Origin of the sequence: Veillonella rodentium (assembly GCF_900187285.1) — a bacterium.
Lineage (GTDB): Bacteria > Bacillota > Negativicutes > Veillonellales > Veillonellaceae > Veillonella > Veillonella rodentium.
This window is the reverse complement of the sequence record NZ_LT906470.1, coordinates 1560001-1579913: the sequence shown is the minus strand read 5'-3', so window position 1 is coordinate 1579913 and position 19913 is coordinate 1560001. Positions and strand designations below refer to the sequence as shown.

The window sequence follows — 19913 nt, the reverse complement described above, 5'->3', positions numbered from 1 at the left end:
TTAAATGATAGCCATTCTTGACTAAAAGTCATTATACCAAAAACCGCACTCTCTATGCTTTTAGAGGGTGCGGTTTCTCTATATAGCTAAAAATTATGCATGTTAATGCAGAACAGATATATCGAAAACAGTATATCTAATTGAAAATTTTAGATATAAGGAGTATGATGAAATCACAGAGAGGAAATTCCCTAAATCATATTCCTAAAGAGGAGGTAATGCAATGAGCTTAAACCTTAAAGAAAGATATGGACTTTTAATTAATAATGAATGGGTAAAGGCATCTGACGGTGCTGAATTTAATGTATATAACCCTGCTAATGGCGAACAACTCGCTATCTGTGCAGAGGCGACGAATGATGATGTTGATAAAGCTGTAGAGGCTGCAACAGAAGCTTTCAAAACGTGGAAAAAAGTATCTCAAGTAGAACGTGCTGATTATTTGTTAAAAATTGCGGATGCTATTGATGCGCATAAAGAACATTTGGCACAAGTTGAAACATACGACAACGGTAAACCTATCCGTGAAACATTGAACGTGGATATTCCACTTGGGGCTGACCATTTCCGTTATTTCGCAGGCGTACTTCGCTCCGAAGAAGGTTCTGCACAAGTATTTGATGAAAATACATTGAGCCTTATCGTTCGCGAACCGATTGGCGTTGTAGGTCAGGTTGTGCCTTGGAACTTCCCATTCCTGATGGCCGCTTGGAAATTGGCACCGGCTCTTGCAGCGGGATGTACAGTTGTTATCAAACCTTCTAGCCATACATCCCTCAGCCTTTTGGAACTAGGGGACATTTTGAAAGAAATCTTGCCGCCAGGTGTTGTAAACATCATCACTGGTAAAGGTTCTAAATCCGGTCAATATATTCTTGATCATCCAGGTTTCAGTAAACTTGCTTTCACAGGCTCTACAGAAGTAGGCCTTGATGTATATAAAGCAGCATCTGAACGCTTGATTCCTGTCACATTGGAATTAGGTGGTAAATCTGCGAATATCTTCTTTGAAGATGCGAACTGGAAACAAGCTCTTGATGGGGCAATGCTCGGCATCCTTTTCAACCAAGGTCAAGTATGCTGTGCAGGTTCCCGTATCTTCGTACAAGATACAATTTACGATAAATTCGTAGCTGAACTAGCTGCACTATTTGATAAGGTGAAAGTCGGTTTGCCTTGGGATCCATCTACTCAACTTGGTTCCTTAATCTACGAAGATCAAGTTAATAAAGTACTTAGCTATGTAGACCTTGCAAAAGAAGAAGGTGCTCGTGTTGTAGCCGGCGGTGTGCGTGTTACTGATGGTGAACTTGGTAAAGGTTGCTTCATAAGACCTACACTTATCGCAGATGCTACAAATGATATGCGTGTAGCTCGCGAAGAAATCTTCGGTCCTGTAGCTGTTGTCATCAAATTCCACAGCGAAGAAGAAGTGATTGAACAAGCAAATGACAGCTTATACGGCCTTGGCGGTGGTGTATTCACTCAAAACATCAACCGTGCTATCCGCGTAGCTCGCGGTATCGAAACAGGACGTATGTGGGTAAATACATATAACTCTATCCCTGCAGGTGCTCCGTTCGGCGGTTACAAACAATCCGGTATCGGACGTGAAACTCACAAGGTTATCCTTGAGCACTACACTCAAATGAAAAACATCATCGTAAACTTGAGCGATAAACCATCTGGGTTCTACGACTTAGATTAATAAAATATAAATCTCTCCAATAAACTATAATAAAGAGGCACCTCGAATGATATGTACCCATTTTCCTGGACACATATTATTTACTAGCCTAAACACATGGATGCTTTCCTGTATTTTACAGGGGGCATCCATTTTGTTTTTGCTTGAATCCTTTTGTTATTGTAATAGTTAATGTATTCTTCTATCGCTGCTGCAAAAGCATTAAATGATGAATATTCCCTTTCAAAACCATAATATATTTCCGTTTTCAATCTACCAAAAAAGGTTTCCATCACAGAGTTATCATAACAATTTCCTTTTCGAGACATAGATTGAATAATACCATGTTCTTTGAGTGTTTTCCTAAAGTACTTATGTTGGTATTGCCAGCCTTGATCAGAGTGGAAGATTAATCCCGAAAGATTGGTAAACTTCTTAAAGACTTTATCTAACATACGAGAAACTTGCTCTAAGTTAGGTCTTAATGCTAAGTCATAAGCAACAATCTCATTCGTATTCATATCTAAAATAGGTGACAAATAACATTTTCCCCAAGAGAAGTTAAATTGAGATACATCAGTAGTCCACTTTTGTAATGGTGCGGTTGTACTAAAATCTCTATTAATAATATTTTCTGCCACTTTACCTACTTGTCCCTTATAAGAGTGATACTTCTTCTTTGGCCGTTTTCCAGCAAGTCCCATGATATGCATAAGTCTTTGTACTCGTTTATGATTGACTATAAAACCTCGGTTAAGAAGCTCTTGGTATACACGGCGTACACCATACCGGCCTTTATGTTCTGTAAAAATCTTTTGAATTTCGTTTTTTACTTGTGTATTTCTTCTATCTACAAGATCTACTTTAGAGAGTTCAAAATAATAGGTAGATTTGGACATTGGCATAGCTTTCAGAAGATACTTTAGTTGATAGCCTTGCTGGCGGAGCGTTTTGATAATCGCTGCTTTTTCGCCTTGAGTCGCGCAGCCTCTTTTTCTTCTCTCAAGGCAATCTCTTTTTTTATGACTTCATTTTCAGCTTTAATGTAAGCATTTTCAGCTCGTAAGCGAATTAGCTCCTCATATTCACTCTCTTTGAGTTTTCGAGGTAAGATGGTCTTAGTTGCTTTCATTTTGGAATCCTTTGATGGTCGCCCTTTAGGTTTATTAATAAGACCATTGTATCCCAAAGTTTTGTATTTATGAACCCATTGATACAGTTGGCCAGTGTTAATTTCAGCCATAACAGATACAGAACGTATAGATTTACCAGATAATACTTGGCATACTAACTCATATTTGTTCTCTGGAGACCAACGCTTATTATCTGTACGATGCTCATTAATTTCTGGTCCGTTAAACTTTTCTTGTTTAGCCCATTTCCTTATTTGCTCATGAAAAGTATGAGTCAATACTCCGATTGGTGTCTCCGGCCATTTACCTTGGTAAAACAATTCAATTGCTTTTCTTTTAAATTCATAACTATATCTCATGAAAATACCCCCTTTACTAGTTGTCCAGTAAAGGAGGTACATATCAAAACGTGGCCTTTTTGCTATTTTTTCTATATTATTTGGTATTGCTGGTTTAGGTTATGCATTAAAGAATATGTTCTTTTAGTAGTAAATATATCAATTCAGATTTTATCAATATAATGTTGTTTTGTGTGGGCACTTATGGAATGATTTTTAGAAATTAAAAATCATTAAAGGGCAGTATAAATCATGATTCAGTTAGATTATCTATTAGTTATAGACGTATTACTTAGTGTTTTGCTTTTTCTTTTTGTTGGAGTATTTTATTATAGTAAATGTAAATTTTTAAAGGGGCTAAATATTTGGCTCTTAATAATACTTAACGTTCTATTGAGTTATTTATTATATCCGTTGCTTAATTGTAGAATGAAATTGAACAAATAAAAAATCCATAGTGAACCTTGTGTTATGATTTAGGTGCCTAATCAAAATATAACCGAGGTAATCACTATGGACTACAATAATCATAACACGACATTACGCACAAACAAACACTTAAACTTCGAAGAACGATTTTATTTAGAAAAGAGAATCGTTCTAGGAGACAGTATTACTGCAATTTCACGTGCACTGGGCCGTTCCAGAACAACTATTTATACAGAATTAAAACGCGGTACTGTAATTCAAATTCGACAAGGTAAATCTCAACTTGTATATTTAGCTGATTCTGGACAGGCAACCTATGAAAGACAACGTATGGGCTCCTTTAATACCATGAGAGTTGGTGCTATAGAATCTTTTATAAATTGGATTGAAAGCAAAGTTCTAAATGATCATTGGTCCTTTGATGCTGCTGTTGGATATGCTAAACATAAGGGTTTGTTTGTGCGTAATGAAATGGTTTGTGCTAAAACTTTATATAATTATCTTCACAAAGGTGTATTGAGAATAAAAGCAATTGATTTACCATTGGTAGTACGGCGTTCCCAACGAAAATCTATTTCTAGAAAACATAAGCGAGAACTTGGTAAATCCATAGAGCTTCGTGATCCTAATATTGAAACGCGCGAGGAATTCGGACATTGGGAATTAGATACCGTCCGTGGAATAAAAGATAAGACAGACCATGTTTTAATCTCTTTACTTGAGCGTAAAAGCAGATTGTATGTGGCTTTACGATGTCCATCAGCACGGGCTACTGATGTAAAAGAAACACTGCATGCATGGTTAAATACGTTTAAAGATGTTAATCTAGCCTGCTTATGTAAAACAATAACTGCAGATAACGGTTTAGAGTTTTCAGAGATATCTGATTTAGAAAATGAAACTTTGTCTATTTATTTTGCTCGACCTTATTCTGCTTGGGAACGTGGATCGAACGAAAGGCATAATGGTTTACTTCGTAGATGTATACCGAAAGGAATGCCAATAAAAGCCGTTTCGGAGGAAACAATTCAACGAACACTTCAATGGTGTAATAATTTGCCACGCAAGCTTCTAAATTATAGAACCCCTTTGGATGTCTTTCTTGAAGAAGTTAATAAAATTGTAGATTTGGATACTGTTCAATTTCATATTGCAATTTAAGTATTATATCCGTTATATGAATTGACAGATTATAGAGAAGAATTTACGCTAATAGTTATTATTTCTGCGATAATCATTAAAATAATTATCAATTTATCTATATTTATGATAGCTGATCAAATAAGAATGAAATGGATTTCTAAATTACTATTAATTATATGGGTTGTTCTTGTTGAATGTTTGTATACTCCTATTAATTTATCATACATTGTTTCATTGTTTTTCTATGTGTATCAGGTGGAATTGTTTTAATGGAATATTTCTGGGGGAGAAGAAATCATATTTAGTTTAGATTCAGAATGACTGTTATAGCGCTCACCATCGAAATATGTTATACTATTTAAATGCGCATAGTTTGTGCGCGATAGGAGGAAACACATTTAGATGTTAGAAAAATTTGAACAATTAATGATTAGCGAACCTGTTCTAAGAGCGTTAAACGATATGGGCTTTGAAGAGCCTACGCCAATTCAACAGGAAGCTATCCCGGTAGCCATGAGCGGTAAGGACATGATCGGTCAAGCTCAAACAGGTACTGGTAAGACAGCAGCATTTGGCTTGCCTGTATTGGAACGCGTAGATGGGAATGAGTGTCACGTTCAAGTAGTTATTTTATCCCCTACACGAGAATTAGCTATTCAAGTAGCTGAAGAGCTTAACAAAATGGCTCAGTATACGAATATCACAGCACTGCCTATTTACGGCGGTCAAGATATCGGTCGTCAGTTCCGTGCATTGAAAAAGAATCCTCAAATCATCGTTGCCACACCGGGCCGATTGATGGACCATATGGATCGCGGTTCTATCCACTTTGACCATGTGAAAGTTGTCGTATTGGACGAAGCCGATGAAATGTTAAACATGGGCTTTGTTGATGACATCAATAAAATTTTAGGGGCTATCCCGGAAGATCATCAGACATTGTTGTTCTCTGCTACGATGCCGAAAGCCATTCAACAATTGGCTGAAACGTATTTAACAGAGCCGACCTTGATTCGCATGAAACCGACTCAAGTGACGATGGACCTGATTGAACAATATTATATCGAAGTGCAAGACCGTCAAAAATTCGATGTTCTTTGCCGTCTGTTTGATATTCAGACGCCTGACCTCGCTATCATTTTCACGCGTACGAAACGCCGTGTTGATGAAGTGACGGAAGGTCTTAAGAAACGCGGTTACATGGCGGAAGGCATCCATGGCGATTTGTCTCAGCAAAAACGGGACAGCGTAATTCGCCAATTCCGCGAAGGCACTATCGATATTCTTGTCGCTACGGATGTAGCGGCTCGTGGTCTTGATATTTCCGGCGTGTCTCACGTATATAACTATGATATGCCTCAGGACCCTGAAAGTTATACGCACCGCGTAGGTCGTACAGGTCGTGCCGGTAAGGCCGGTCAAGCTTTCACGTTCGTTATTCCTCGTGAGATGGAGCATTTACATGCTATCGAGCGTTTAACAAAACGTAAAATTGCACGCCGTCGTGCTCCTTCATTGGGTGAAGTTCTTGAAGGTCAACAACGCTTGGCAATTGAGAATCTAATTGAAATGACGGATAATTTAGAAGCATTGGCGCCGTTTAAAACAAGTGCCGAGGAGTTGTTGAACGATACTGACTCCGTAACGTTATTAGCGGCGGCTCTTAAATTATTGACGAAGGAACCGGATACGACCCCTGTTAATATTACGGAGGAAAAACCGTTGCGCGTACGTCGTCGCCGTGATAGCAGTCGCGGCCGCAGCGATCGTCGCCGTCGTGACGGTGATCGTCGTCGAGATGGAGACCGATCTCGTCGCAGTCGTGATGACCGCAAAGGTGATCGTAGAAGCGACCGTCGCCGTGATGATCGAAAGTTTGATCGTCCACGCGGTGAGAAGAAACAACGCCATTTAGGGGAAGGTTTTAAGCCGTACTTTAAAGACTGATATGATGTGGATTGCTTTTGGGCAATCCACATTTTTTATTACCTAATACTTGCTACTGTTTATCTTGCTAAAAGGTGAGAATTTTGCTATAATAGAGAATAATTATTTCTTGTAAATGGCCGATAATGGCCAATACCTTGTAGATTTCCAAGTGGAGAAAGGTAGATTATTATGGATATCGCACAGATTTTACGTAGTCAGGGGTTTAAGGTAACACCACAGCGTATTGCGATTTATGATGCTTTGCGTGCTCATCATGATCATCCGACGGCAGAAATGTTGTATCATACATTGCGTCCGGAACATCCAAGCATGAGTTTAGCCACTGTATACAAGACAATGGAAATTTTTGAAAAAATCGGTCTTGTGAAAATTTTAGAGGTCGGTGATGAACGGGCTCATTACGATTGGGATACGGAGGACCATTGCCACATCCGTTGTATTCGTTGCAACAAGGTGGAGGATTTAATGGGCGTCGATTTGAAAGCTATCTCGGAGATTGCTAATCAAGGCAGCGATTATCGAATCATAGGTCAACACATTACCTTTGAAGGTGTTTGCCCGGCCTGTGCCAAAAAAGAAAGTCATTAATACATAACCCCTGTCGTTGAAGGGCTGCCTTCACGGTAGGGGTTTTATAGTTTTATACAGAGACGATTCGTTTTGGTTTATAGATTTGAGTTAGTTGTATTATTGGTAGATTGTAAGGTTTTAAGACCTTTTCAGATTAGAGGTGTTTTATGTTCGTTATAGGTAGTCATTTATCAATCAGTAAAGGATATTTACATATGGGGAAAGAAGCGACCGGCATCGGTGGCAATACGTTCCAATATTTTACCCGCAACCCTCGAGGTGGCGGCATGCGTGCATTAGATATTGAAGATATGAATGCTCTTGATGCATATATGAAGGAACATAATTTCGGTACGCTCTTAGCACATGCACCATATACATATAATCCGTGTGCGGCGAAGGAGGATCTACGAAATTTTGCTAAACAGTCTATGATGGAGGATTTGGAGCGCATGGAATATCTGCCGGGACAGATGTATAACTTTCACCCGGGCAGTCATGTAAAACAAGGCGTAGATCAAGGTATTAAATATATCGTCGATTGTTTAAACGAAGTGCTGTTTCCCGGCATGAATACCACGGTCCTTCTGGAAGTGATGGCAGGAAAAGGTACCGAAGTAGGTTCCCGCTTTGAAGAAATTGCCCGCATTATCGATGGCGTTAAACTGAAAGAATATATGGGCGTCTGTGTTGATACCTGTCATATTCACGAAGGCGGCTATGATATTATAGATAATTTAGACGGCGTGCTTGATGAATTTGACCGTTTTGTAGGCCTGGATCGTTTAAAGGCGATTCATCTCAATGATTCTAAAAATCCTCGTGGCGCTCATAAAGATCGTCATGAAAAGATTGGAGAAGGTCATATCGGCATCGATGCTATCGCAAGAATTGTCACTCATCCGAAGTTGACGAATTTGCCGTTTTATTTGGAGACGCCTAATGAATTGGACGGATATGCGCGGGAAATCAGCATACTTCGCTCCATTGTTGAAAATGCCTAATTACGGTTTTATATGTAGCGGTTAACGTTTTGATGAAAGGGTTACACAAAGAAGATACAGTGTCTAAGAAGCACATGTGAAGTACATATAATGTTTACAGGCCATATATAGGACCTATAGAGTATATGTGATGCTTCTAGAAATATGTATTGTGATGATGTTCATTGTATAATAAAGGTAATGAATCGATTGTTATCTTAGTTTGGGGAAGGGCGGCTTGTTATGCGTTTGTTACATACGGCGGATTGGCATTTGGGGCGTATTTTTTACGGTCAATATTTAACGGATGATCAGGCCCATGTGTTAGAACATCAGTTTTTTCATATCCTTCGTGATGAAAAAATAGACGGAGTGCTTTTGGCGGGCGACGTATTCGATCGCGCGGTACCGCCTGTGGAGGCTGTTGAACTATGGGACTCTATCATTACCCGTCTCGCCATGGATTATAAGATTCCCTTATTTGTGGTCAGCGGAAATCACGATGGGGCGGAACGGCTCGAGGTAGGTCGGTCGATGCTAGGTCGTTCCGGCATTCATATCTGGGGTTCTCCGCAGCGTTCGTTGGAACCCTATGTTTTCGAGGCTTCCGATGGGGCGGTGGCAATTTGTCCTATGCCCTATAGCGAGCCGAGGCGTATAGCGGTTAGTCTAGGACTTGGTGAAAGTATGTCTACCGTAGAAGCAGCTATTAATGTTCATAGCTATGACCCGATGTATCAGGCCTGGAGCGAACATCTGCAGAGTCAGATCCCGAAAGGTATGCGCTCTATCGCGCTTAGCCATGTCTTTGTGATGGGCGGTGAGGTAGGCGGTTCAGAGCGTACCTTGTCGCTTGGGGGCAGCGAGATAGTTAATCCGGCTGTATTTAAAGATTTTCACTATACGGCTCTTGGTCATTTACATGGGCCGCAACGCATGGGGGCGGACTATATTCGTTATAGCGGATCTCCTTTAAAGTATTCCTTTGATGAACATGCGCAGAAAAAATCTTTCACCATTGTCGAGATGGATGGGAAAGGGCGTGTTGAGATTGATACCATTCCTGTTGAGGCGAAGAGGGATGTGGTGATTCTTGAAGGATATTTTGAAGATTTGTTGAATAATACAGCTTTTCAAAATGCACATCGTGATGATTACGTACAGGCTCGCCTGCTCGATACGATGCCGATAATGGATGGAATGGCAAAGTTGCGGCAAGTGTATCATCAGTGTATGACCATTGAGCTGGTCGGTCGAGTTGCAATGTCGACGACGGAAATATCGGAACCTATTTTTAAATCGCTTAATGAGCGGGAGCTGTTCAATCAATTCGCCGAGTCTGTCTGGCAACAGCCGTTGACGGAGCGAGAAGCATCCTATATCAATGTCTTGTGGGATCGTATTGTGAAGGAGGACTAAATGAAACCTATATCATTGACTATGCAGGCCTTCGGTCCGTATCGCGATACGATATCATTGGATTTTAATGCACTGGAAGGTCATTCGATGTTTCTTATTTCCGGTCCTACAGGGGCTGGAAAAACATCTATTCTGGATGCCATCGTATATGCGTTATATGGCGAGCCTAGCGGAGAAGTGCGTAAGACGGATGCCATACGTAGCGATTTTGCGGAACCTCATACGATGACATGCGTTGAATTCACCTTTGCCATTGGAGCAAAAAAATATCGCATAGAGCGATTACCGAAGCAGTTGGTGGCAAAGAAACGCGGCACCGGTATGCGCGAACAGAATGCCAGTGCGACCGTGTATGCCATGAAGGACGGTGAATGGCAGGTGATCGCCACATCGGCGGCAGCTGTACGTGAATCCGTTCAAAGTATCATCGGATTTCGAAAGGACCAATTTTTACAGGTCGTTCTTTTACCGCAAGGGGAATTTCGAAAATTACTTGTCGCATCTACCGGTGAACGTGAAGAAATATTGCACACGCTGTTTAGAACCGAGTTGTACCGAAGATTACAAGATGCTTTAAAGGAGGCGTACGAATCGTCCAAACAGGGAATCGAGGAAAATCTGACTAAACAGCAGATTGTATTGCAATCGATTCCCCACGAGGAAGATACGCCGATATTGACGATAGAGCATGTACGGCAATTATTGGCGTCCCGCGTACCGCGACGCGATATACTTGAGACACAACGTGATGAGGCGGTGCGCATTGTTGCGGACTATGATGCGTTGCGTAACAGATGGGCTTTATATAATCAGGTGAAACAGTCTTTGCTTGATGCACAAACCGCTTTAGATAAGGTGAAAGGGAAAGAACCGGAGCGACGTAAACTGGCTCAGCAAGTACAGTTCTTGACGGCCTTAACACCTGTATATGAATTATATAAAGAAAATAAAAGCAAGGGGGACAACTTACATACGTTAGAGAAGACCTTGGCGGAGACACAGCAGTTACTGGCTACAGCTCAAGCTACTGAGGCTGAATGTCGTAAAGATTATGAGGTATTACAGGCACAGTCGGATGCGATGCAGGAAAATCGGGTAACGTTGACATACTGGGAACAGCAGGCTGAAAGCTTGATAGAATTAGAGTCGACTCAAAAGGAACTCGATTGTTTAATAAAAAAACGCGCCGAATATGATGTGGTACAAGCTGAGAAAGCCGCCTCAGCAGGTCGTGAGCAAGTTCAAAATCTGCAATATGAGATACAGACTTTGCGGGATAAGATAAGTTTAAATATAAAAGAAACTGATCAGATTTATACCGTAAAGGATAAACTGTCTGTACTGGATACTTTCAAAACAGTACAGGCTGATTGGCAGACACTTTCACACGCTATGGCCAGTAAAGTTGAGAGCCTGTCTAAATTAGATAATGAGGTGCATTCCGCCAAAGTACAGTTGGAGCGCTTGGAACATCTGTTACAGGAGGGGCGCGCCTATGAACTGACCGACCTTGTAAAAGATGACGCACCGTGCCCTGTGTGCGGTTCGTTGGAACATCCTGCGCTGGCGAAGAAGCCGGAGTTATACCCTACGAAGAAAGAAGTGGACGCGGTTCGCAAGTTATATCAAGATTTGGTAGAAAAGTTGGCGAAGGAGCAGGGCGCGAAAGAGTCTCTGGCGCAGAGAATAGCTGAAACTGAAGTAACTCTTGATAAACAGCAGGCTGAGATCGCCTCTCTGAGCGACGGATTGTCTGCTGATACTTTCGATGATATCTATACAAGTTTGCAAGCTGATATGATTCGATTGGAAACACTGCGTACGGATACTGAAGTACTGCAAGATACACTTCGCCACAAAGAAGACGAACTTGCTGCTGTGGAGAAGGAGGTTTCTGATTTAGAAAAGGCTAAGGATACTGTTGCATCAGAGGCTCACCGATTAGATGTGAAAATCGGAACGGTTCAGGCGAAGGCGGATACGCTATCGGCTAATTTGCGTATAGATGATGCCGATACTTGGCGGACGAAGCTGACGAACTTGAAGGCGGAGTTAAGTATATACGATGAGGATGTTACGAAGGCTCAAACGCGACTGGAAAGCGCACGACAAACGGTTAGCGGTGATGCAGGTCGTGTCGATACGTTGACGTCTCAGGTTAGACAGGAGGCAGAATCTCTAGCAACTGTTCGTAAAGTGTATGAACAGTCTCTTGCGGCGATAGACTTGGTAGAGTCTGAATTCGAAGAGCAACTAGCGGACTATGAACAATGCGATACGTATCGTGAGAAGTTAAAAATATTAGATGCTGATTATCAGAAGGCCCAAGCCGTATATGAATCGGCACAGAAGAGAGCAGATTCAACAGTAAAGCCTGAAGATACGGCATCCGATGAAATGTACGAAGCCGCGGTACAATCCCGTGATGATATAGTAGGTGCTCTTGCCACATGGGACAAGGAATCAAAACAAATAGAGGATGCACTCGGGAAATTGGAAGCCCTTGATGCGGCTATGGGTGAGGCTCGTGATGAAGTGGAATTTCTCGGACGTCTTAATGATTTGGCGAATGGAGGGGAACAAGGCTTTAAAAATGTTACCTTTGAACGCTATGTGTTAGGTGCTATCTTGGATGAAGTGGTATATGCGGCGAATTTACGATTGCAGAGAATGAGTCGCAGCCGTTATTCCTTAGAGCGGTCCGACTATACCGGAGGCGGACGAGGTAAGCAGGGTCTTGATTTAGCCGTGATGGATACTTTCACAGGGCAGTCTAGGCCGGTGAATACATTATCCGGTGGAGAAACCTTTCTCGCATCTATGGCACTGGCCTTAGGCTTGGCGGATGTTATTCAAAGCTATGCAGGCGGAATCCATATGGATACGATTTTTATCGATGAAGGGTTTGGCACTTTGGATCCGGATACGTTGGAACTGGCGATGGAAACATTGGTGCAACTGCAATCGTCGGGACGCCTCATCGGCATTATCTCTCATGTGCCTGAGTTGAAATCCCGTATACCGGCACATCTTGAAGTGACTCGCGGCGATGACGGCAGTACGGCGCGGTTCGTTATTAATTAGATGGATCATTATATTCATCTGTTGTGAAAACGGTTATATCCGTTGTGGAATACGACAGATACCATGATTATTACAATATATGGTATGGAATTGCCAAATGTGATACTATTATAGGAGGATAATTCCTACAAAAACATACTGTATTTATAAAGGAGTTTCTATGAAGTTTTCTTTTGCTCATAATAATATCAATGTGAAGGATTTAGACAAGAGTCTTGCCTTTTATAAAGAAGCCTTGTTATTGGAGGAGTCCCGTAGACTGGAGGATCCAAGCGGTGCTTTTACCCTAGTGTATTTGAAGAGCCCTTATACGGCACATGAGCTTGAACTCACATGGTTGCGCGATTGGGATCGCCCTTATAATTTAGGGGATAATGAATTCCATTTGGCATTCTATGTGGATGACTATGAGGCGGCACTCAAAAAACACAAAGAAATGGATGTCGTAGCTTATGAAAATACGGATATGGGTATTTATTTTATTGCGGATCCTGATGGGTACTGGACGGAGATTATTCCGTCAGGTAAATATTAATGGAACATTTGCTGACACGGCTCGAATGGTTAGTGGGACCGGATAAAATCGATACTTTGAAAGATACATCTGTCGCTCTGTTTGGGGTGGGCGGTGTCGGAGGCGGTGCCTTAGAGGCACTTGTTCGTGCCGGTGTGGGTCGCATAGTTTTAATCGATGGGGATTCGGTTGCACCCAGCAATTTAAATCGTCAGATGATTACAACCTATGAATCCATAGGACGACGCAAGGTGGAGGTCGCTAAGGAGCGCGCCCTTTCCATTAATCCTGATGCAGTCGTTGAAATACACGCTATAATGTATACGGAGGAATCATATCCCGGTTTTATTGAAAGTTTGCATGTCGATTATGTTATCGATGCCATTGATATGGTGACGGCAAAGATCAATATTATCGAGGTGTGTCAACGTGAAAGTATCCCCGTTATTTCCTGCATGGGCGGGGGAAACCGTTTTTATCCTGAAAAACTGATGATTGCCGATATTTCTAAATCCCATACGTGTCCGTTGGCGCGCGTTATGCGGCGAGAATTAAAAAAACGAGGCATAAAAAAACAGTTAGTTTTATTTTCTACAGAAAAACCGACGAAGCCGCAGTTTCGAGGTGATGAAACGAGCCCCGGCACATGCAGCTTTGTGCCGCCTGTGGCGGGTTTTATATTAGCAGCCCATGTGTTGCGTACGATTTTGGAGGTACATGAACAATGAAACAAGCAAAAATTCATATGGCTAATGGCGGCGATATTGTAATTGAATTATTTGATAAGGAAGCACCCGGTACGGTGGAAAATTTTGTTGAGCTGATTAAGCAGGGCTTTTACAACGGCCTTACATTCCACCGTGTTATTCCCGGATTTGTTGCACAAGGCGGCTGTCCTATGGGAAACGGTACAGGAGGTCCCGGCTATACAATTAAAGACGAACTGATCGGTAATCCTCATAAACACGAAAGAGGCGCTTTGTCCATGGCGCATCGCGGCCCTAATACGGGCGGCAGTCAGTTCTTTATCGTATATGAACCGCAACCTCATTTAGATGGCGTGCACACTGTATTCGGTAAAGTGATTGAAGGCATGGATGTTGTAGACGGTATCCATCAAGGAGATATTATGGAATCCGTAGAAGTAATTGAAGGCTAGTAAGATGACTGATGTATCGATTAAACATCCCGAGTGGTTATATATCGATGTGAACGGTAAGATTTCACATGGTTATGATCAGGAATGGTTTAAGGATGAGTGGCAACGTTTGGCCGGTTGCGGTCCGACGACGGCTACACAAGTGTTGAGCTATTCACAGTTTCGTGATGGGTTGCTCGATGTTGCGACTACATCTGATCAGGCCCTTGCATTAGAACGCATGAATCTGGTGTGGAATTATGTTAAACCGCGTTTTGGTGGCGGTTTATATAAAACGCAATGGATGGAACGTGGCTTGAATCGCCTTTTAGGTGATGAAAGTTTACCTTATGAAGTGCATATGCTCACTGTTTCTCCGTTCTGTGCCTCTCGTGTAGAGGTGGAAGCGGCAGCCAAATTTATCCGCGATGCATTGGCGCAAGATGTGCCTGTAGCATTTTTGAATCGTCATAAAGGTAAGGAACGAGCCCTTTATACATGGCATTGGGTTCCTATTTATAAGATTTTTAACGCTGGTGATGATATTCGTTGCGGCATCTTTGACGAAGGTGAAATTCGTGACTTTTCATTAGCGAATTGGATGAAAGATACCATTTTAGGCGGTGGCTTCTGCTATATCAGTCGCAAGGAATAATAAGGCGTATAAGGTTGCCGATATTGTATCTATACGCATCGCAGTTTTCTGCGATGCGTATATTATTAATTAGTCGAGTTGATATAGTTAAGTTCACAATTATGTAATTACAGTAATTTTTATAGTTACAGGGGCTTTTAACAGTAGCTCGTAAGCAATGGGAGGTATTTATCGTGAGTCAATGGATTACAGAGGAGCAGACACCTCATTTGCGTCTCAGTGCAGAGGCGGAAGAGGTCGTATATTCCGGTGAGTCTGAATTTCAGAAAATCGAAGTATTTAAGTCCAAAGAATATGGGATGATGCTCGCGTTGGACGGTGTATTCCAAACGTCCGAGCGCGAAGAATTTATCTATCATGAAATGATGAGTCACGTGCCTTTGTTTTTACATCCTAATCCGGAACGCGTGTTGATTATCGGTGGCGGTGATGGCGGTGTGGCACGGGAATGCGTGCGCCATGACTGTGTGAAAGAAGTAACGATGGTGGAAATCGACGGCAAGGTTGTGGAACTGGCAAAACAATATTTGCCAACCATCGCTAAGGCTATGATTGAGAACAACCCTAAGCTGACGGTGAAAATCGGTGACGGCATAGGATTCATGGCGGAAGCTGAAGATTACTATGATATTATTATTGTGGACTGCTCTGACCCGATCGGTCCGGGGGAAGGTTTGTTTACTGAAGAATTTTATAAGAATACTCTGAAAGCGCTAAAAAAGGACGGCTTATTTGTGCAACAGACAGAATCACCTATATTGCATCAACCGTTGGTGAAAAAAGTGTTCGGATATGTTAACAACCATTTTCCGATTGCGCGACTCTACACGGCCTTTATTCCGATTTATCCGGCGGGCATGCACTGCTTTACGTTGGGATCTAAAACCTTTGACCCTTTAACGTGGACGCCTAATCGTGAACAAAATTTTGAAACTCAATATTATAATCAGGATATTCAAAAGGCGGCTTTTGCATTGCCTAATTTTGTGAAAGCATACTTGCCTAAGAAGCAATGACCTATAAATAGTTAAATCCTCTTTTATATATCTGTTCGAGTCTTTGAGCATTGAAATGAAACAATTCTCAAAGTAAGAGACGGAAACATATAAAGGGGGATTTTCTATGTATAAAAGGTCAATTTCTTGTGCGCCCGGAAAATATGAGGAAGTTATAAAAAAGGTGTTGACACTACTCTCTAAAACCGATATAATTCTCTTTGTTACAAAGGCAACATGCCTTTGGTACCTACAAGGTGGTGGGTATGGTGAAGCGGTTAACACGGCGGATTGTGGCTCCGTTACGCGTGGGTTCGATCCCCACTACTCACCCCATAACCTACACATCATAATCAATGTAGGGGTGTCGCCAAGTGGTAAGGCAACGGACTTTGACTCCGTTATGCGCTGGTTCGATCCCAGCCACCCCTGCCAACATGACTCACTAGCTCAGTTGGCAGAGCACCTGACTTTTAATCAGGGTGTCCCGCGTTCGAGTCGCGGGTGAGTCACCAAATTAAACTCACAAACTTAGGTTTGTGAGTTTTCTATCTCTATTTCTAGAGGATTTGGTTGTGATTGTGAGTATAAATATGGCGAAAAATTTATGGGTAAATGTAAATTGAGAATCTCATGAAAAAGAGGTTGACGATTTAAAAAATGATTGCTATACTTATACAAGTCGTTAGGTGAGAACCTGATGAACAGATCTTTGAAAACTGAACAATGATAGGTAATCAATCAAAACGATTGAACATATGCCAGAGTGCGGGTTTTGACACAGTCAAAACCAACCATAATTCAAAGCTACTTAATTGTAGCGACAACAAAACAAATGAGCTATTCAAATAGCTTCAAGATATCTTGGAGAGTTTGATCCTGGCTCAGGACGAACGCTGGCGGCGTGCTTAACACATGCAAGTCGAACGAAGAGCGACGGAAGCTTGCTTCTATCAATCTTAGTGGCGAACGGGTGAGTAACGCGTAATCAACCTGCCCTTCAGAGGGGGACAACAGTTGGAAACGACTGCTAATACCGCATACGATCTGACCTCGGCATCGAGGATGGATGAAAGGTGGCCTCTACATGTAAGCTATCACTGAAGGAGGGGATTGCGTCTGATTAGCTAGTTGGAGGGGTAACGGCCCACCAAGGCGATGATCAGTAGCCGGTCTGAGAGGATGAACGGCCACATTGGGACTGAGACACGGCCCAGACTCCTACGGGAGGCAGCAGTGGGGAATCTTCCGCAATGGACGAAAGTCTGACGGAGCAACGCCGCGTGAGTGATGACGGCCTTCGGGTTGTAAAGCTCTGTTAATCGGGACGAAAGGCCTTCTTGCGAATAGTTGGAAGGATTGACGGTACCGGAATAGAAAGCCACGGCTAACTACGTGCCAGCAGCCGCGGTAATACGTAGGTGGCAAGCGTTGTCCGGAATTATTGGGCGTAAAGCGCGCGCAGGCGGATCAGTCAGTCTGTCTTAAAAGTTCGGGGCTTAACCCCGTGAGGGGATGGAAACTGCTGATCTAGAGTATCGGAGAGGAAAGTGGAATTCCTAGTGTAGCGGTGAAATGCGTAGATATTAGGAAGAACACCAGTGGCGAAGGCGACTTTCTGGACGAACACTGACGCTGAGGCGCGAAAGCCAGGGGAGCGAACGGGATTAGATACCCCGGTAGTCCTGGCCGTAAACGATGGGTACTAGGTGTAGGAGGTATCGACCCCTTCTGTGCCGGAGTTAACGCAATAAGTACCCCGCCTGGGGAGTACGACCGCAAGGTTGAAACTCAAAGGAATTGACGGGGGCCCGCACAAGCGGTGGAGTATGTGGTTTAATTCGACGCAACGCGAAGAACCTTACCAGGTCTTGACATTGATGGACAGAACCAGAGATGGTTCCTCTTCTTCGGAAGCCAGAAAACAGGTGGTGCACGGTTGTCGTCAGCTCGTGTCGTGAGATGTTGGGTTAAGTCCCGCAACGAGCGCAACCCTTATCTTATGTTGCCAGCACGTAATGGTGGGAACTCATGAGAGACTGCCGCAGACAATGCGGAGGAAGGCGGGGATGACGTCAAATCATCATGCCCCTTATGACCTGGGCTACACACGTACTACAATGGGAGTCAATAGACGGAAGCGAAGCCGCGAGGTGGAGCGAACCCGAGAAACACTCTCTCAGTTCGGATCGTAGGCTGCAACTCGCCTACGTGAAGTCGGAATCGCTAGTAATCGCAGGTCAGCATACTGCGGTGAATACGTTCCCGGGCCTTGTACACACCGCCCGTCACACCACGAAAGTCGGAAGTACCCAAAGCCGGTGGGGTAACCTTCGGGAGCCAGCCGTCTAAGGTAAAGTCGATGATTGGGGTGAAGTCGTAACAAGGTAGCCGTATCGGAAGGTGCGGCTGGATCACCTCCTTTCTAGGGAGACATACACCGGGCCGAGTGCCTGGATGTCACTTAGGTCGACACTTTGGCGGGTAAGTAGACGTAGCATAAGCGCTAGCTGTACTTACCACTTATCATTGTTTGGTTTTGAGAGATCTGCAAAGACTCTCAATTCTACAGATATGGGCCTATAGCTCAGCTGGTTAGAGCGCACGCCTGATAAGCGTGAGGTCGGTGGTTCGAGTCCACCTAGGCCCACCAGTTGGCTCATATAACTTGAAATACACTTTGTGTAAAGTACAGACACTAAGAGCTAAATATAATGGTAAAACTTTTAAAAGATAACGGATTCTGCGGAATGGATTATCGAGACTAAAGCGTAACCGAACATGGGGGCGTAGCTCAGTTGGGAGAGCACCTGCCTTGCAAGCAGGGGGTCAGGAGTTCGAATCTCCTCGTCTCCACCATTTAGTATTTATTTATTAAATACTAAACTGACTCAATGGTAAGTCAGTTACAATTTAATAGATTTCGATGGCTATCCGGGCGCATGAGATGAACGACGTCGCCGCGTAATGGTAATTACGCAGGACAAGTGAAGCGAATGCAACGACGATAGACGCGAAATATATGAATTGTTTGTTCTTTGAAAACTGCATAGAAGAATTAATATATATTTGTAAGGTCATCTCTTAGAATTTCTAAGTAGGTTGACCCGAGCACATAGGAAATAATTCTCTGACTTAATTGGTGACGTACATGTAAAATGTACGGCTATAAATGAACGACAATGTATCTAATGCATGTCAATGAAATCTAAGAATAGATTTTCGTCAGAATTGGATGGATAACGAGGTGTGCCAGTGAGGTGATGTCGCCGCGTACTCATGTACGCAAGACAAGCCGAACGCAGCACAACGAAGTTAGCCGCAAATTATGGCGTAAAATAAGTAAAGATTTTAAGGGCGTACGGTGGATGCCTTGGCGATATCAGCCGAAGAAGGACGCGGTAAGCTGCGAAAAGCTACGGAGAGGTGCAAGCAACCTTTGACCCGTAGGTATCCGAATGGGGGAACCCGGCAGTGGTTATGCACTGTCACCCATACCTTTGAGTATGAGGAGGGCACCCGGGGAACTGAAACATCTAATTACCCGGAGGAAGAGTAATCAAACGAGATTTTCTCAGTAGCGGCGAGCGAACGGGAAAGAGGCCAAACCGGAGCGGGCAACCGCACCGGGGTTGAGGACAGTCATCAAGTGTAAATGAGGTAGAAGAATCGAGCTGGAACGCTCAGCCGTAGAAGGTGAAAGCCCTGTAATCGAAACCTTGCATGCACGGGACTGTATCCGGAGTACCACGAGACACGTGAAACCTTGTGGGAAGCAGGGGGGACCACCCTCCAAGCCAAAATACTGATATCGACCGATAGCGCATAGTACCGTGAGGGAAAGGTGAAAAGAACCCCTGGCGGGGAGTGAAAGA

The 19913-nt window shown here is 43.0% G+C and carries 14 protein-coding genes, 5 tRNA genes and 2 rRNA genes (1 of these 21 running past the window's edge); 19 read left to right on the top strand and 2 right to left on the bottom strand.

Going from position 1 to position 19913, the window contains the following annotated elements:
* Positions 1–223 precede the first annotated feature (223 nt).
* Positions 224–1708 (top strand): aldehyde dehydrogenase family protein, encoded by a 1485-nt coding sequence (locus CKV62_RS07240; protein ID WP_095066350.1) that lies wholly within the window; start codon positions 224–226, stop codon positions 1706–1708.
* 83 nt (positions 1709–1791) lie between these two features.
* On the opposite strand, the gene CKV62_RS07235 is transcribed toward CKV62_RS07240, so the two are convergent.
* Both CKV62_RS07235 and CKV62_RS07230 read right to left on the bottom strand, forming a co-directional pair.
* The gene (locus CKV62_RS07235) at positions 1792–2646 is read right to left on the bottom strand and encodes an IS3 family transposase (protein ID WP_231968419.1); all 855 of its coding nucleotides are present in this window, start codon (positions 2644–2646) and stop codon (positions 1792–1794) included.
* Positions 2610–3179 (bottom strand): helix-turn-helix domain-containing protein, encoded by a 570-nt coding sequence (locus CKV62_RS07230; protein ID WP_231968311.1) that lies wholly within the window; start codon positions 3177–3179, stop codon positions 2610–2612. The genes CKV62_RS07235 and CKV62_RS07230 overlap by 37 nt, the downstream gene beginning before the upstream one ends.
* 492 nt (positions 3180–3671) lie before the next feature.
* Here CKV62_RS07230 and CKV62_RS07220 point away from each other — a divergent pair, with 492 nt between their 5' ends.
* The 18 genes from CKV62_RS07220 to CKV62_RS07135 all read left to right on the top strand — a co-directional run.
* Positions 3672–4748, top strand: a complete 1077-nt coding sequence (locus CKV62_RS07220; RefSeq protein WP_095064756.1) for an IS30 family transposase — start codon at positions 3672–3674, stop codon at positions 4746–4748.
* A 384-nt stretch (positions 4749–5132) separates the two neighbouring features.
* Positions 5133–6677 (top strand): degradosome RNA helicase CshA, encoded by a 1545-nt coding sequence (gene cshA / locus CKV62_RS07215; protein ID WP_095066347.1) that lies wholly within the window; start codon positions 5133–5135, stop codon positions 6675–6677.
* A 171-nt stretch (positions 6678–6848) separates the two neighbouring features.
* A complete protein-coding gene (locus CKV62_RS07210; RefSeq protein ID WP_038117737.1) occupies positions 6849–7268 on the top strand; it encodes a Fur family transcriptional regulator in 420 nt (139 codons plus the stop codon).
* Positions 7269–7417: 149 nt separating this feature from the next.
* Positions 7418–8254 (top strand): deoxyribonuclease IV, encoded by an 837-nt coding sequence (locus CKV62_RS07205; protein WP_095066346.1) that lies wholly within the window; start codon positions 7418–7420, stop codon positions 8252–8254.
* A gap of 222 nt (positions 8255–8476) precedes the next feature.
* Complete coding sequence (locus CKV62_RS07200) at positions 8477–9652, top strand: exonuclease SbcCD subunit D (protein ID WP_095066345.1); 1176 nt, start codon at positions 8477–8479, stop codon at positions 9650–9652.
* Positions 9653–12736 (top strand): AAA family ATPase, encoded by a 3084-nt coding sequence (locus tag CKV62_RS07195; RefSeq protein ID WP_095066344.1) that lies wholly within the window; start codon positions 9653–9655, stop codon positions 12734–12736. It begins immediately after the preceding gene.
* A gap of 160 nt (positions 12737–12896) precedes the next feature.
* The gene (locus CKV62_RS07190; protein ID WP_095066343.1) at positions 12897–13271 is read left to right on the top strand and encodes a VOC family protein; all 375 of its coding nucleotides are present in this window, start codon (positions 12897–12899) and stop codon (positions 13269–13271) included.
* Entirely contained in the window at positions 13271–13978 is a 708-nt protein-coding gene (locus CKV62_RS07185) for a tRNA threonylcarbamoyladenosine dehydratase (RefSeq protein ID WP_095066342.1), read from the top strand. The genes CKV62_RS07190 and CKV62_RS07185 overlap by 1 nt, the downstream gene beginning before the upstream one ends.
* Positions 13975–14409, top strand: a complete 435-nt coding sequence (locus CKV62_RS07180; RefSeq protein WP_095066341.1) for a peptidylprolyl isomerase — start codon at positions 13975–13977, stop codon at positions 14407–14409. Before CKV62_RS07185 ends, CKV62_RS07180 begins: the two co-directional genes overlap by 4 nt.
* A gap of 4 nt (positions 14410–14413) precedes the next feature.
* Positions 14414–15043, top strand: coding sequence for a hypothetical protein (locus CKV62_RS07175; RefSeq protein WP_095066340.1), 630 nt, complete (start codon positions 14414–14416; stop codon positions 15041–15043).
* Positions 15044–15216: 173 nt separating this feature from the next.
* On the top strand, positions 15217–16059 hold the full coding sequence (gene speE / locus CKV62_RS07170) for a polyamine aminopropyltransferase (RefSeq protein WP_095066339.1): 843 nt from the start codon (positions 15217–15219) through the stop codon (positions 16057–16059).
* A 239-nt stretch (positions 16060–16298) separates the two neighbouring features.
* Positions 16299–16374 (top strand) — tRNA-His (locus tag CKV62_RS07165).
* 24 nt (positions 16375–16398) lie between these two features.
* Positions 16399–16473, top strand: a tRNA-Gln gene (locus tag CKV62_RS07160).
* A 4-nt stretch (positions 16474–16477) separates the two neighbouring features.
* Positions 16478–16553: transfer RNA gene (locus tag CKV62_RS07155), tRNA-Lys, on the top strand.
* A gap of 346 nt (positions 16554–16899) precedes the next feature.
* Positions 16900–18463 (top strand): 16S ribosomal RNA (locus tag CKV62_RS07150).
* Between the two features lie 151 nt (positions 18464–18614).
* Positions 18615–18691, top strand: a tRNA-Ile gene (locus tag CKV62_RS07145).
* Between the two features lie 130 nt (positions 18692–18821).
* A tRNA-Ala gene (locus CKV62_RS07140) sits at positions 18822–18897 on the top strand.
* A gap of 482 nt (positions 18898–19379) precedes the next feature.
* Positions 19380–19913: ribosomal RNA gene (locus tag CKV62_RS07135) — 23S ribosomal RNA — on the top strand; it runs 2401 nt beyond the window's last position.
* The 16S and 23S rRNA genes sit together here with 5 tRNA genes alongside, the layout of an rRNA operon.

What these genes read in the sequence shown, in the direction of transcription:
- CKV62_RS07185 (WP_095066342.1), top strand. Translation starts at nt 13,271, where the DNA reads ATGGAACATTTGCTGACACGGCTCGAATGGTTAGTGGGACCGGATAAA.
- CKV62_RS07210 (WP_038117737.1), top strand. Translation starts at nt 6,849, where the DNA reads ATGGATATCGCACAGATTTTACGTAGTCAGGGGTTTAAGGTAACACCA.
- CKV62_RS07200 (WP_095066345.1), top strand. Translation starts at nt 8,477, where the DNA reads ATGCGTTTGTTACATACGGCGGATTGGCATTTGGGGCGTATTTTTTAC.
- CKV62_RS07230 (WP_231968311.1), bottom strand. Translation starts at nt 3,179, where the DNA reads ATGAGATATAGTTATGAATTTAAAAGAAAAGCAATTGAATTGTTTTAC.
- CKV62_RS07195 (WP_095066344.1), top strand. Translation starts at nt 9,653, where the DNA reads ATGAAACCTATATCATTGACTATGCAGGCCTTCGGTCCGTATCGCGAT.
- CKV62_RS07175 (WP_095066340.1), top strand. Translation starts at nt 14,414, where the DNA reads ATGACTGATGTATCGATTAAACATCCCGAGTGGTTATATATCGATGTG.
- CKV62_RS07190 (WP_095066343.1), top strand. Translation starts at nt 12,897, where the DNA reads ATGAAGTTTTCTTTTGCTCATAATAATATCAATGTGAAGGATTTAGAC.
- cshA (WP_095066347.1), top strand. Translation starts at nt 5,133, where the DNA reads ATGTTAGAAAAATTTGAACAATTAATGATTAGCGAACCTGTTCTAAGA.
- CKV62_RS07205 (WP_095066346.1), top strand. Translation starts at nt 7,418, where the DNA reads ATGTTCGTTATAGGTAGTCATTTATCAATCAGTAAAGGATATTTACAT.
- CKV62_RS07180 (WP_095066341.1), top strand. Translation starts at nt 13,975, where the DNA reads ATGAAACAAGCAAAAATTCATATGGCTAATGGCGGCGATATTGTAATT.
- CKV62_RS07220 (WP_095064756.1), top strand. Translation starts at nt 3,672, where the DNA reads ATGGACTACAATAATCATAACACGACATTACGCACAAACAAACACTTA.
- CKV62_RS07240 (WP_095066350.1), top strand. Translation starts at nt 224, where the DNA reads ATGAGCTTAAACCTTAAAGAAAGATATGGACTTTTAATTAATAATGAA.